14 protein-coding genes are annotated in these 14,460 nt (G+C 30.7%); 8 read left to right on the top strand and 6 right to left on the bottom strand.

The genetic code is table 11. The features are described from left to right. Positions 1-7: 7 nt before the first annotated feature. Together CLU81_RS21220 and CLU81_RS21225 are read right to left on the bottom strand one after the other, a co-directional pair. The gene (locus tag CLU81_RS21220; protein ID WP_099711633.1) at positions 8-970 is read right to left on the bottom strand and encodes a hypothetical protein; all 963 of its coding nucleotides are present in this window, start codon (positions 968-970) and stop codon (positions 8-10) included. 430 nt (positions 971-1,400) lie between these two features. Next, positions 1,401-2,477, bottom strand: coding sequence for a glycosyltransferase family 1 protein (locus CLU81_RS21225; RefSeq protein ID WP_099711634.1), 1,077 nt, complete (start codon positions 2,475-2,477; stop codon positions 1,401-1,403). A gap of 82 nt (positions 2,478-2,559) precedes the next feature. On the opposite strand from CLU81_RS21225, the gene CLU81_RS21230 reads away from it, so the two are divergent. Next, a complete protein-coding gene (locus CLU81_RS21230; protein WP_099711635.1) occupies positions 2,560-3,330 on the top strand; it encodes a Kdo domain containing protein in 771 nt (256 codons plus the stop codon). On the opposite strand, the gene CLU81_RS21235 is transcribed toward CLU81_RS21230, so the two are convergent. The 3 genes from CLU81_RS21235 to CLU81_RS21245 form a co-directional block, all read right to left on the bottom strand. Further along, positions 3,327-4,097, bottom strand: coding sequence for a glycosyltransferase family 2 protein (locus tag CLU81_RS21235; RefSeq protein ID WP_099711636.1), 771 nt, complete (start codon positions 4,095-4,097; stop codon positions 3,327-3,329). The two genes, CLU81_RS21230 and CLU81_RS21235, sit on opposite strands and share 4 nt — an antisense overlap. Further along, a complete protein-coding gene (locus tag CLU81_RS21240; protein WP_099711637.1) occupies positions 4,094-5,170 on the bottom strand; it encodes a glycosyltransferase family 9 protein in 1,077 nt (358 codons plus the stop codon). The genes CLU81_RS21235 and CLU81_RS21240 overlap by 4 nt, the downstream gene beginning before the upstream one ends. 105 nt (positions 5,171-5,275) lie before the next feature. Beyond that, entirely contained in the window at positions 5,276-6,091 is an 816-nt protein-coding gene (locus CLU81_RS21245; RefSeq protein ID WP_026982140.1) for a 2,3,4,5-tetrahydropyridine-2,6-dicarboxylate N-succinyltransferase, read from the bottom strand. Positions 6,092-6,381: 290 nt separating this feature from the next. On the opposite strand from CLU81_RS21245, the gene CLU81_RS21250 reads away from it, so the two are divergent. From CLU81_RS21250 to CLU81_RS21265, 4 genes are all read left to right on the top strand, one after another. After that, the gene (locus CLU81_RS21250) at positions 6,382-7,011 is read left to right on the top strand and encodes a PAS domain-containing protein (RefSeq protein ID WP_099711638.1); all 630 of its coding nucleotides are present in this window, start codon (positions 6,382-6,384) and stop codon (positions 7,009-7,011) included. Positions 7,012-7,149: 138 nt separating this feature from the next. Beyond that, on the top strand, positions 7,150-7,326 hold the full coding sequence (locus tag CLU81_RS26875) for a hypothetical protein (protein ID WP_158235355.1): 177 nt from the start codon (positions 7,150-7,152) through the stop codon (positions 7,324-7,326). Positions 7,327-7,767: 441 nt separating this feature from the next. Continuing rightward, positions 7,768-8,184 (top strand): Holliday junction resolvase RuvX, encoded by a 417-nt coding sequence (gene ruvX / locus CLU81_RS21260; RefSeq protein WP_099711640.1) that lies wholly within the window; start codon positions 7,768-7,770, stop codon positions 8,182-8,184. 123 nt (positions 8,185-8,307) lie between these two features. Continuing rightward, positions 8,308-9,807, top strand: a complete 1,500-nt coding sequence (locus CLU81_RS21265; RefSeq protein WP_099711641.1) for a malate:quinone oxidoreductase — start codon at positions 8,308-8,310, stop codon at positions 9,805-9,807. A gap of 36 nt (positions 9,808-9,843) precedes the next feature. Here the strand turns inward: CLU81_RS21265 and CLU81_RS21270 are convergent, their stop codons facing one another. Beyond that, positions 9,844-12,066, bottom strand: coding sequence for an FUSC family membrane protein (locus CLU81_RS21270; RefSeq protein ID WP_099711642.1), 2,223 nt, complete (start codon positions 12,064-12,066; stop codon positions 9,844-9,846). Between the two features lie 201 nt (positions 12,067-12,267). Here CLU81_RS21270 and def point away from each other — a divergent pair, with 201 nt between their 5' ends. From def to CLU81_RS21285, 3 genes are all read left to right on the top strand, one after another. Further along, positions 12,268-12,858, top strand: coding sequence for a peptide deformylase (gene def, locus CLU81_RS21275; protein WP_099711643.1), 591 nt, complete (start codon positions 12,268-12,270; stop codon positions 12,856-12,858). Between the two features lie 69 nt (positions 12,859-12,927). Beyond that, positions 12,928-13,413: a DUF5606 domain-containing protein gene (locus CLU81_RS21280; protein WP_099711644.1), complete on the top strand. Its 486-nt coding sequence runs from the start codon at positions 12,928-12,930 to the stop codon at positions 13,411-13,413. Positions 13,414-13,663: 250 nt separating this feature from the next. Beyond that, positions 13,664-14,434, top strand: a complete 771-nt coding sequence (locus CLU81_RS21285; RefSeq protein ID WP_099711645.1) for a carbonic anhydrase — start codon at positions 13,664-13,666, stop codon at positions 14,432-14,434. Positions 14,435-14,460 lie beyond the last annotated feature (26 nt).

Genomic DNA, 14,460 nt, shown 5'->3' on the forward strand with positions numbered 1-14,460 from the left:
TTTTTTATTAAATTGTAGGAGTATTATAAACAACATTATCAATCCAGCCTTCTAATGTATATTTATAAAAAATATTATCAGGTAATTTTTCATATTCTGATTCAAAAAATGATAATGGAATATCAGGATTTTCCTCATCGATTACCAAAATATTCTTAGGATTGTAAAAATCATAATTTACAATATCCGGATTTGTGGTAATCAGTTTTTTCTGCAATCCTATGCTTTCAAAGACCCTGAATGTTAGTCCAATTTGACCTTTTCGATTTACATCAAGTAAAACCTGAGAACGATTTATATATTCATTTATTTCCGATAACGGAATATGGTTTGTTATAAATTCAATTGTCGAAGTTTTTTGTCTGTATTTTTTATCAAATACAAAAAACTTATGACTGATGTTTTTTGATTTCAAATCACTTGCAATTCTGGAAAGAATTGGCAACCTTCTGTCTTTTGATATAATATTAAAAACTTTATATTCAAATGGTTTTTGAGGTACGTTGCAGCCAGAATTATAGATCCAATTTGTGGCAGATTTTAAGTTGTATTTTTTGCAGTCTTCTTTTTCAAATGAAAAAACTTCATCAAAATGAGGAATAACTCTAATTATTTTTGGACAACGAGAGGTATTATCATTAAAATATGCGATTGTTTTTTTTCCATATTTCTTTAATTCTAACACACTTTTTGGATCAATAAAGTCGCCTTTGATGACTAATATTATATCTTGTGTCTCATTAATTTCTTTTAGGTTTTCAAGTATTTTTTTTCCAAAATATACCGTTTTTAAGTTTTTCTTAAAAAATGTTTTTAGAATAAAATTATGTATTCGGCAAAGAAAATTAGGATACTTATACTCATATTTATTAAAATTAATATGATGCACATTATGCCCCTTATGTCTTAAAGAGATCGCAATGTGATTGTTAAATCCCCAATTATCGTAGCTTACTAAGGTGATTCGCATAAATTGTTTTGTTGTTGAAATGTAATATTTAATATTAAAATTAAGATTGTCTATTAGGTTGGTTATGAATGTTATTTATAATATAAGGTGTTTCTTAAGTTGGCGAAGATATTAAAAAGAATTTATTGTGCTTTTTTTTCAAAAAAATCTTTAAAAAATTAAAGAAAAATGTGTTCCATTTTTTATATGCACAAGTTTTTTATTAAGATGGCAAAAACGGTTAAAGGTTGCGTGATTTTTTTAAGTTTTTTTTCATGTCTTTTTAAATTTTAATACACAGAATGTGTTTTTTATTACAATCAGGTTAAAATTAGCTTTAGCCTTATTAAAAAAAATATTTACTTTTATTATTTAATAACCCTGGTAATTGTTTATTAGTATTAAAATATTTCTTTTTTTAGAAAAATATAAACATTTTGCAGGATTAATATTATGATAAAATACCTTTATAAATTTTTAAATAGTCAGCAGCAGCACTTTTCCAATCAAAAGATGCCGCTCTCTTTTTGAGAAGCATTTCGTTCTTGAGTTTATTTTTTTCATGATGATCCAATCCCTCAAAAAGTATAGTCTTCATATATTCAGGATCAAAATTAGTCCAATAGTTTGCTTCGTCTCCACCAATTTCTGGTAACGAAGTTTTATCAGATAAAAATACAGGTCTGCCAAAACTCATTGCTTCAATTGGAGGTAATCCAAAACCTTCTCTTATCGAAGGGAACAGGAAAGCAGAACAATTTTTCATGTAAAATTGTTTGCCTTCATCGCTAATTCTACCCGTTAAAAAAACTTGATTGGTTAATTTATTTTTCTCAATTAATTTTTTTATTACACCACCATATTCTTTGGTGTCATTTCCGGAAATTATTAAATTATAATCTTTTATTAACTTCATCATATTAATGATTGAAGTATAATTTTTTCTTTCAATAAAATCTCCAATTGTATAAAAAAATGGTTTATCTAAAGGTACATTACCAATAAAGTTTGACGTGTCTAACAAAGTAGATATCGGGTTTCCATTGTAAATTATATGCTCAGGAACATTAGGAACTTTAAAGTAGTCATGTGTCTGTTTCTTTGCAAATTCAGAAATATAAGTGATTGCAGTAGCTCTTTCCAGTTTTTCCTTAAATAAGCAATTTCTTCTGTGATTCATGTCTGAAGATATTTCCTCGACAAAATTTACATCATGAACAGTTAATAAGTACTTTGTGTTTATTCTTGGTTCTAATTTAGAATTTTGGTTTACAGAATGCCATAAATCAAATTTTTCAAAAGACCTAAAAGCTTTGTATCTGTGAAATGGTCTATATTTATGATATTGAAATTTATTCCCAAATTCACTTTTGAGAAATTCAGGCTGCCCGGAATTAAGATGTAATTCTAAATCATCAAAAGAGAGTTGATCTAGTCCTTTAATTAATTCATAATTAAAAGTTCCTAAACCACTTGCTCTATTATTAATATTATGAGTTTCTAAGAAAACTCTCTTTTGATGCGACATTTTTTAATTTTTGACGAAAATACAATATTAATTTGAAGTCTTAAATTGTATATGTATTTTTGTTGATTATAAAAATAAACTGATGAATTTTAAGGTAAATCCAATTTTTGAAAATAGCACTGTATCAATACTTGATAGTATTAAAACGTTTAATAATTCAGGAACTCTTTTTGGAAATGGTGATCGAAATAAAATTAAATTGTTTGAATTCGGCGGAAAAACAATGAATATTAAGTCGTTTAAAATTCCGAACGTCATTAACAAAATAGCTTACAAATATTTTAGAAAATCAAAAGCCAGACGATCGTTTGAATACGCTACAATTTTATTGGAAAAAGGAATTGGAACTCCACAACCGATCGCATTTCTCGAAAATTTTAATACTCTTGGTTTAAAAGATAGTTATTATGCCAGCGAGCATTTGATAACTGATTTAACATATAGAGAATTGGTTGAAATTCCCGATTATCCGGATCATGACAATATTTTAAGACAGTTTACGAAGTTTACTTTTGATTTGCATGAAAAAGGAGTGGAGTTTCTGGATCACTCTCCAGGAAATACGTTAATCAAAAAAGTAGCTGAAAATCAATATGAATTTTTCTTAGTTGATTTAAACCGAATGAATTTTCACGATTTAATGAGTTTCGAGCAACGTATGAATAACTTCAGTCGTTTAACGCCTCAAAAAGGTATGATTGCAATAATGAGCAACGAATATTCGAAGTTTTATACAGCCAAAACCGAAGCTGAAATTTTTGAAAAAATGTGGCAGGCAACCGCTGATTTCCAAGAAGGATTTGCAAAAAAGAAAAGGCTTAAAAAGAAACTGAAATTCTGGAAAAAATCTTAGTTTTTGGTCTTAATTTTTTTAAGTTCCTGAAAACGTACAGCAACACTCAATGCATTTAAATAGCAAATTATAACTCCTTTTTTACCATCCAGAAAACCAAAGCGAACCAAATATTGATTTAGAAATTGATATATGGGACGAATATAAAAATGGAAAAAATTAGGAGATGTTTTTTTTAAGACCTCTTCCTGAGCTTTTAATTGTCCGTAGAAAACCATTTTTTGTTTGTAATCATCATAATTCGAATAGGAATGATGGATAAGCCTATTTTTTAGTTTACCGATTCTTCCGTTTACGATTAATTTTTCGTGAACGATTTTTTTGATGTTATAACTGGCATCTTCTCGTTTAAAAAGACGAATTATTTTATCTGTTTGCCATCCGCTAAAGCGTAATTTTTTGTTTTCAAACATAAAATTTCTACGCATGAAATAAGCAGAATCACTATTTTTTTTATTGATTACAATAGTAATTTCCTGCTGAAGCTCAGGTGTAAGTCTTTCATCTGCATCCATAAAAAGAATCCATGAATTTGAGGCCAGACTTAGGGCATAATTGCGTTGGGAAGCAAAATTATCAAAAGAACGCTGTACGGTTTTTACGTTCTTGAAGGAAGTTGCTATTTCAAAAGTTTTATCTGTGCTGAAAGAATCTACAACAATAATTTCATCGGCGAAAGCCAAATGATCCAGAACGGTTTTTATATTTTGTTCTTCATTATAGGTAATTACCAATGCCGTTAAAAGTTGTTTTTCCTGTAAAATCATTCTGCAGAAGAGCTAAGATTTTGTTTCAAAAACAATTCGATTTTATCCTTAAAAAAATCAGGTTTAAATTCCTCGTACAAAGACAACGATTCTTTCTTGAGGATCTTTTCTGTTTTTTGTTCGAATAAATCCGGACGATAATCTTTTAAATGTACCGAAAGATGATGAATTCCATCCTCAAAAGTAGCCCAGATTTTCTTTTCGATCCAAGGCGAAAAAATAATAAAAGATGGTTTCTCAAGCGCTTTTGCCATATTTATTGCACCGCCATCATTACCAATAATAATATCACATTGATTTACCAAACCAATAAACGAACGCAAATCTCCTCCTAATAAATCAAAATAGATTTTTTCCTGAGTCGAAGGTTTACATGCATCAAATACAGCTTTTGCTTCTTGGATTTGTTTTGGAAAATAATTGAAAAGAATATTTACATTAGCATTGTCAGCAACATAATCAACTACTTTAGCCATGAATTCTAACGGATATGTTTTTAGCTTTTCACTTCCTAAAAGACTAATCATAACCGTTTTTCGGTCTTTTCGAACATTGTGTTTTTCAAAAAGTGCAATAGCTTCCTGATTTTCTTTCTCAGAAACAAATAATTTAGGAATTGGATCTGTTTTTATCTTTAAATCTAAAGGCTCTAATAATGAAAGACGTCTTTCGATCGCCAAACCTAAATTAGTTTTAGGGAAAGGTTCAAACGGAACATTATCTGTATATAAAAAGCTTCTTCCTGGTTTTTTATACGAGATTTTTTGTTTAGCATTACTTAATAAAACCAGAATCCAGCTTTCGAGTTTAGAATAGGCATCAATTAATAAATCGTACTTTTCTTTTCGAATCTGTAATCCAAGATTTAATAGTTCCTTTTTGCTTTTTCTATGTTTTTCTTCAAATAATATAATATTGTCGATACTCGTATTGCCTTCCAAAACTGGAGTTGTCGAGGCATACACCAAATAATCTATTTGAGCATCAGGATAAGCAGTGCGCAAATTGTTACAAATTATGCTGCTGATCAAAACGTCGCCAATCATTTTTTGCTGAATTACAAGTATCTTCATATAGAAAATTAAAGGATATTAAGAGTGTACAAATTGAAGCAAAAAAAAACCAAATTCCAATTGATAAGATTGGAATTTGGAATTTAAAATATTGGAATTTAAAATTTAAACCGCAACGTCATATTCACGAAGCGCATTATTTAATGATGTTTTTAAATCTGTAGATGGTTTACGTGTACCAATAATTAAAGCACATGGAACCTGAAATTCACCAGCAGCGAATTTTTTAGTATAACTTCCAGGAATTACAACTGAACGAGCAGGAACAAAACCTTTCATTTCAACAGGCTCATCACCAGTTACATCGATGATTTTTGTTGAAGCAGTCAAACAAACGTTAGCACCAAGAACAGCTTCTTTACCAACATGAACTCCTTCGACAACAATACAACGAGAACCAATAAAAGCACCGTCTTCAATAATTACCGGAGCAGCTTGCAATGGTTCTAAAACTCCACCAATACCAACACCACCGCTTAAGTGAACATTTTTACCAATTTGAGCACAACTACCAACAGTAGCCCAAGTATCAACCATTGTTCCTTCGTCTACATAAGCACCAATATTTACATAACTTGGCATCAAAATAACACCACTTGAAATATAAGCTCCGTAACGTGCAACAGCATTTGGTACTACACGAATTCCTTTTTCAGCATAACCTCTTTTTAGCAACATTTTGTCGTGATATTCGAAAATACCAGATTCCCATGTTTCCATTTTTTGAATTGGGAAATACATTACAACTGCTTTCTTAACCCATTCGTTTACTTGCCATTTGTCTCCAACTGGTTCAGCACAACGTAATTTTCCAGCATCAACCAATTCGATAACTTCTCTAATAGCATCAGTTGTAGTAGTTTCTTGTAATAAAGCTCTGTTTTCCCAAGCTTGTTCAATTATAGTTTGTAAAGAATTCATAAGTTTTAATTTTTGGCAAAGATAACGTATTTGAGCAAAAGCAAAAAAGTAAAACCTTTGTAAAATGTTACAGATATAACTTTTTGTTTTTAATTTGATAAATAAAAATCGTTGCGCATAATCATAAAGTGCTGAAAAAAGTTCCCCAAAAAGTTTTTTTAATATCAAAATATGACAAAAATCAGATTTTGAATTTTTTCTTCTCTTTAATTTCGCGGCATAATTCCGGAACAACTTAAAACTGGAATTTCAAAATACCATTCCAAAACAAATCACTTAATCAGTATAAAATGAATCAAGAAAATCAGTTGCGAAACCAAGTTACAGTTATCGATAAAGAAGTCTCGTGGGACAAAACTCAGGTAATTATGAGTAAAACAAATGCTTTTGGCATAATTGAATATGCAAATGAGACATTTGTTGATGTTTCGGGTTATGAAGATTACGAATTGATGGGACAGCCGCACAATATTATTCGCCATCCTGATATGCCAAAAGTTATTTTTAAAGTGCTTTGGGAGAATCTTAAAGCGGGAAAAAATTTCCATGCAATTGTAAAAAATCTGGCTAAATCAGGCCGGTATTATTGGGTTATCACTGATTTTGAAATCGCCCAAGATGAAAACGGTGTGATTGTCAATTATTTTGGACGAAGACAATCAGTTCCGCAAGAAGTAATCACGCAACATATTATTCCTTTATATAAGAAACTTTTGCAAATTGAAGCTGCAAGCGGAGTTGAGTTTAGCGAAAAATATTTGATTGGCTTTCTGGAAGAAAAAAAGAGAAGTTATGTCGAATATATTAAGGAGTTGATTTATGAACACGAAAAAGGTCAGGCAAAATTTTCTCAATATGTAGCAGAAGAAGAGGAGGAAGAAGAGGAAAGAGGTTTTTTCAGAAGGTTATTCAATAGGTAATTTTTAATTGTATTTTTTTTTAGTTTCAGATATTTGGGTGAAGTCCGTTTTGAGTTTTCAAAACGGATTTTTTTATTCGAAAGTTAAATCTAAAAACAACAACTATAAAGTCTATATTTGTATGTTAAATGTTGTATTATGGAAGTGATGAGATTGGAATTTGTTCCTGAGATTAAAGAAGAATTATTAAAAATTTTAGGTTCTTTTTCTCCTGATGAATTGAAAATAACTTTTGAAGATTCTCTTTTTGAAAAAGACAAAAAAAGACTTCAGGCTTCTGATGATAAAATTTTAGATCAAGAATTTCCTTTGTAATGAGTTTAGGCGAGATTTATTTTTACGTTTTAACAGGCTTAATATGCTTTTTTAGCTTTTTTATTGGTATGTCTGTTGAAGATATAAAGTTGGTGTCATTTTTTAAAAAAGCATTAATTGTTTGTTTTTTGATATTAATTTTGGGATTGCTATTTATTACATTCAATTTAAGTTATTTGTCCGTTAATAAGACTATATATCTTTATTCTCTTCCAATACTTTTTTTATTAATAAACCGGATTCTATTTTGGATAAATAATAGATTTTTTGGCGAACCTTTCATTTATGCTAAAGGAAGAGGATTCTTAGAAGGATTTTGGTATGATAAAGTAGTAGATGAAAAAAATGTAACTTTGATTAATAAAATTTATTATTTTTTTTATTCAGCTTTGCATATGTTTAAATTATGTTTGACTATTATTATATTTAAAGAACTATAAAATGCCAAGAATTCTCTCTATAGACTACGGACAAAAACGTACCGGAATTGCCGTTACAGATGAAATGCAAATTATAGCTTCGGGTTTGACAACGATTCCTACAGCAACTGTAATCGATTTTCTGAAAGATTATTTTGCTAAAGAAAAAGTCGAGACAGTTTTAATTGGTGAACCTAAACAAATGAATGGCGAACCTTCACAAAGTGCTTCAATCATTAAAGGCTTTGTGACTCATTTTTCTAATATTTTTCCAGATATGAAAGTTGTTCGTGTAGATGAACGCTTTACTTCAAAGATGGCTTTTCAGACTATGATCGATAGCGGACTGAGTAAAAAGCAACGTCAAAATAAAGGATTAATTGACGAAATTTCGGCTACAATAATGCTTCAGGATTATCTTTCTTCCAAGCGTTTTTAATTTTTTTAACTTTCAAAATAGTAGTCTTTTAATTTTTAGAAAAACATAACTTTTATCATGTAATTTTAGTTTTTTTTTGCAATTATAAAAAGTACCTTTGCACTTTAAAAACAAATTACTGTTATGCCTGACAATACAATACGTTCCAATAGTGAAGTAGTGCTTATTGGAGCTGGAATTATGAGCGCAACCCTTGGATTAATTTTGAAAGAGTTGCAACCGGATATTAAAATTGAAATTTATGAACGTTTAGATGTCGCTGCCGCAGAAAGTTCTGATGCTTGGAATAATGCAGGAACAGGACATTCAGCTTTTTGTGAATTAAATTACACCCCAGAGAAGGCTGATGGAAGTATTGATCCAAAAAAAGCAATAAGTATAGCAGAATCTTTTGAGATTTCTCGTCAATTCTGGTCTTATCTAGTTCAGGAAAATAAAGTACCATCTCCAGATAATTTTATTAAAAGTGTTCCTCATATGAGTTTCGTTTGGGGAGAAAAAAATGTTGAGTATCTTAAAAAGAGATTCGAAGCGTTGCAAAGCAATCCTATTTTTTCTCAAATGGAATTTAGTTCTGATTTCGAAAAACTGAAAGAGTGGATGCCGCTTGTAATGGAAGGTAGAGAAACTACTGAAAAACTTGCAGCGACACACATGGAAATTGGTACCGATGTTAATTTTGGAGCCTTGACCAGAAGCATGTTTGGTTATTTAGAAAAACTAGATGGTGTTTCTATATATTACAATCATGAAGTTGAAAAGTTAAAACAACGCGAGGATAAAAGGTGGAGAATTAAAATAGTAGATCTTTCTACAGGCGAAAAAAGAAAAGCTTACACTAAATTTGTTTTCATTGGTGCTGGTGGAGGTTCATTGCCTTTATTAGAAAAAGCTAACGTTCCAGAAGGAAATGGTTACGGAGGTTTCCCAGTAAGCGGACAATGGTTGAAATGCACAAATCCGGAAGTTATTGCTAAACATCAGGCAAAAGTTTACGGAAAAGCAAGTGTTGGAGCTCCTCCAATGTCTGTTCCTCATATTGATACTCGTGTAATTGATGGAGAAAAAGCGTTGCTTTTTGGACCTTTTGCAGGATTTTCGACTCGTTTCTTAAAAAATGGTTCTTATTTAGATTTACCATTATCTATAAAAGCAAACAATTTAATTCCGATGTTATCAGCGGGATTCCATAATATTCCATTGACTAAATATTTAATTGAGCAAGTACGTCAATCTCCAAAAGACAGAATGAAAGCTTTACGCGAATATTTACCATCGGCACGTTCTAAAGACTGGAAATTAGAAAAAGCAGGACAACGTGTTCAGGTAATCAAGAAAGATGAAAAAGAAGGTGGAGTTTTAGAATTTGGTACAGAAGTTATCAATACGCATGATGGAACTTTGGCAGTATTATTAGGAGCTTCTCCTGGAGCATCAACTGCAGTTGCAATTATGATTGATTTGGTAAGCAGATGTTTTACAGACCAAATTAAAACACCGGAATGGGAAGCAAAAATGAAAAATATGATTCCTTCTTACGGACAAACTTTAAATGATAAACCAGAGCTCTTAGCAGAACTTAGAAAACATACTTCTGAAGTTTTGAAATTAAGAAATTACTAAACTCAGGTTCTATAATAAATAACAAATCCAGATGAATTAATCTGGATTTGTTGCTTTTATCTCTTTTGTAATTTTCAGAATTTTTTCGGCAAGATTACTCATCCAAATCAATTGCTCAATAACCATTTGAGCTTCCTGCATTTTAGCCTGACGTGTTTCTTTGTCGAGTTCGTCATCTGCAGCCAAACGTTTAAAATTAACACGTTTTAGTTCTTCAAATTGTAGCGTGACATCTTCCTTGTCAAAAAAAGTATCTGTTATAACTGCTTCATTTCTTAGAATAGAAATAGAATGATCTAAATTAGATAATATTGTTTTTATAATATAATTAAATGATTCTGAGGCTGATGTTGTTTGGTGTGACTGAATGTAAGTCGATAATGAAGCCAAAGCTGATAATATCGAATGATTTAAAACAACCAATTTATTAACCAGAGGCAAAGTTTTTTGCTTAGATTTTGGTTCCTGCATCATTCGTTGAAAAGAAGTCATTAAATTACCAATTTCAACAAAAGCATTTTTTCGGGCCAATCGGTAAGAGGTTGGGATTTCTCCTTTTTTATTATAGAAATCAGCAATTTCTTTGAGATAATTTCTATTTGCACGAATCGTATTTTCGATATGAATAGGAGTATTTATAAATTCCCAGGCTGGCCATAAAAACTGATTTGCGATAAAGGCTAAAACTGCTCCGGCGAGTGTATCTAAAACTCTAAACTGAATAACTTCAACGACATTAGGTGTTAGGATTCCGTATATAAAAACAACGTACATCGTTACAAAAGTGGCACTTATTTTATAGTTGATTTGTGTAAACGAAATTCCCAGAAGCATACAAATAATAGATAATATACTTAGTGCAACGTGGTTTTGAATAAAAGAAACGATTCCAAAAGCCAATAATCCTCCCAGAATAGTTCCAAAAATTCTATTGTAAGAACGCTCTTTGGTTAATCCATAACCAGGTCGCATAATTACGACGATCGTCAATAAAATCCAATATACGTTTTGAAAGGGTAAAAGCTGTCCAATGAGAAAACCAATCAATATAGTAATCGTAAGACGTAAAGAATGTCTGAAAATAGAAGAGGAAAGACTTAGATTTTCAGTTAATGTACGTAATGGGTAATATTGTGGCGTTAGGAATTTTTCAAGTTCTTTGTCTTTGTCTTTGAGTTTGAAAGATTGCATTGCAAGTGAAAAAGCGCGCTGAATAATTTTGATTTTTCCAACTTGGTTTTTAGCATATTTCAGCATATTGGTTAACATCAAAACACCTTCGGCAGCTTCTTCTTTACCTAATGTTTTTTCGTAATCGAAAATGGCAAATTCAAGAGCATCTAGTTCATTTTTTAAATCATTTTTGTCAACATAAACGGCAATATGATGTACGTTTTTAGATAACTTCTTTAAAGTTGAAGCCAGTTTGTAAGCGACATTTTGATACGTTCTTAAAACGTCAGGATGTTTGGCAAATTTTTCGTGAAGCTTGCTGTGATCAAATGAAGTATAAAGTGCCAGTTCCTGAATTTCGACTAACGTAATAAAAACAAGAAGCATTTTACGATTTTGACTTGTAGTTCCTGATGCATTTTGATTACCAATAAGCATTTTTCTTAAATCTTCATGAATCAGATTCAAATCGACCTGAACAGCCAATTGTTTTTCGATTATAGCTTGTCTGTTAGCTTCAGGACTCCATAAATCACCTCTTAATTTTAAATATTTTGCAGTTAGTTTTATTCCTTCGGCAATTTGTAATTCGACATATTTATAAGGTTGCACAAAATGAAAAATAAGAGATACAACTAAATATAAAATACCACCAATAAATATAAAACCGGAATATTCAAAAGCTTCCCATCCTTCATGTAAATGCCCAAATGATAGAGAAATAGACAATAAAGCCGAAAACGAAACTAATGTTGCACGCTGCCCATAAACTGAAATCATGGAACATAAAAAAAGTAGAAATCCCAGAAACGGATAAAATAGAAATGGATATGGATAAGCAAGATTTACTAACAAATTGACACCAGATACAATAAATGAAGCTACAATAAGCCCTTTGATTTTATGACTTAATGAACTCGGAATATCACTGGGATAAGTATAAAAAGCACCCAAGGCAATTGTAAAGCCAATTTCAAAATGTCCCAAAAAGTTTAAAATCAAAACAGGAACAACAGAAGCAATAGTTACTTTTGAGGCATTTAAGAAAGAAGTACTGTTGGTGAATTTCGAGATACGATCAAGCATATATTGCGGTTTACTAGCAAAGGTAAGAATTGTACGAATTATTTTGGCATAATATTGGATGAGATTTTGCGTGATAAACAAAAAGAAGAGATATTCTATTGTAGAAAATTATTCATTGACTATTTTTTACTATTTTTGCCACCTGAATTAAGGAGGACTAAATTTAGGTTTTTCAGTAGATAATACATTAAAATAATACAAATGATTTTACCAATTGTAGGATATGGTGATCCTGTTTTAAGAAAAGTGGGTGAGGCGATTACGCCAGATTACCCAAACTTAAAAGAAACGATAGCAAACATGTATGAAACCATGTACAACGCTTATGGTGTTGGACTTGCTGCACCGCAAGTAGGTATGGCAATTCGTTTGTTTGTGATTGATACGACTCCTTTTAGCGATGATGAAGATTTACCGTCAGAAGAGCAAGAAGATTTAAAAGGCTTTAAGAAGACTTTTATCAATGCTAAGATAGTTAAAGAAGAAGGTGAGGAGTGGAGTTTTAACGAAGGATGCTTAAGTATTCCGGATGTTCGCGAAGATGTTTATAGAAAACCAACTGTTACGATCGAATATTGTGAAGAAGATTTCGTAATGAAAACAGAGGTTTTTGATGGTTTAATAGCAAGAGTTATTCAGCACGAATATGATCATATCGAAGGCGTTTTATTTACGGATAAAATATCTTCATTGAAAAAACGTTTGATTCAAAAGAAATTGAAAAATATTACTGAAGGTAAGACTTTTCAAGAGTACAGAATGAAATTTGCTGCTGCTAAAAAAGGAAGATAAGTATTCTAAAGTAAGTTTAGAATCGACAAAATATAATAAATCAAATTCTTAATACTAATTTTAATAAACATGAATTTAGAGAAAATTTTAGCCATTTCTGGGAAACCAGGTTTATATGTATTGAAAGTACAAACTCGTACAGGTTTTGTGGCAGAATCATTATTAGATGGAAAAAAAATCACAGTAAACTTAAAAAGTAATGTAAGCTTATTGTCTGAAATTTCAATTTATACACACGATGGCGAGAAACCATTAACTGAAGTAATGCAACGTATTGCAACTAAAGAAAATAAAGGTCAAGCTATTTCGCACAAAGAAGACAATGCTACATTAGCAGCTTATTTCAAAGAAATTTTACCTGATTATGATGAAGAAAGAGTTTATCCTTCTGATATTAAAAAAGTATTAAACTGGTACAATACACTTGAGGCAAAAGGTTTAGTTACTGATGAAGCTCCAGCTGCTGCTGAAACTACTGAGGAAGCTCCAGTTGTTGAAGAGAAACCAAAAAAAGCTCCAGCTGCTAAAAAAGCAAAAGCTAAAAAAGAAGAATAGTAAATTTTTACATTCAAAATATATTAATCCTGTTGAGATGTTTTCTTAACAGGATTTTTTTTGTAAGTATTATTTGTATTTTATTTATGATTTCTGATAGTGTGAAACTAAATTTAAAATTTAATTTTGTAAGAAAATATATCTATTAATTATTGATTTAAAGAAAAGGATTATGTCACGTACATAATTCTTGATTTTAGGAAGTAATTGTAAATCGAGATTATTTTAAATTAAATTTTAAATAAAAAAAATGAAAAGAGTTACCGCAAAAATTTTGTTTGCTTCAGTTCTGATGATGTTTATTGCATGTACAGATAAAAATAATACAAAAGAAGTAGAAAAAAAACATTGGAATTACGAAGGTGAAACCGGACCGGAACATTGGTCAGAAATTGATCAGAATGATTGTGGAGGAAGAGCACAATCGCCGATAGATATAATGGAGACGGAAACTGATAAAACTTTATTGCCAATTGAATTTCATTACAATGAAAAAACAAAAATCCATGATATTATAAATAATGGACATTCTATTCAGGTTGATTTTGAGCCGGACGATTATATTATGGTCGATGGTGATAAATATGAGTTAAAACAATTTCATTTTCACGAACCTGCAGAACATACCATTCGTGGCGTGAGATATCCATTAGTTATTCATATGGTTCATATGAACAAAGAAGGAAAGTATGTCGTACTTGCAATTATGGCTCAGGAAGATAAACAAATCAATGAGGCTTTTGAATTTCTTGATAAATTTTTGCCTCTAAAAGTTAATGAGAGTATAAAAGTAAATGAAGATTTTAATATAAATAAAGTACTGCCGGAAAATCAAGCATATTACACGTATACAGGCTCGCTTACTACACCACCTTGTACCGAAGGAGTTCAATGGTATATTTTTAAAAACCCTGTAGGTGTTTCTTTAAAAATAATTGAAGACTTAAGAAAGATAATGCCAGTTAATAATTTTAGGAATGTACAGCCTTTAAATGGGCGAATAATTAAGGAATCAATATAATATTTTTATTTAATAAAAAAGAAGGT

Origin of the sequence: Flavobacterium sp. 9, from assembly GCF_002754195.1 — a bacterium.
GTDB lineage: Bacteria > Bacteroidota > Bacteroidia > Flavobacteriales > Flavobacteriaceae > Flavobacterium.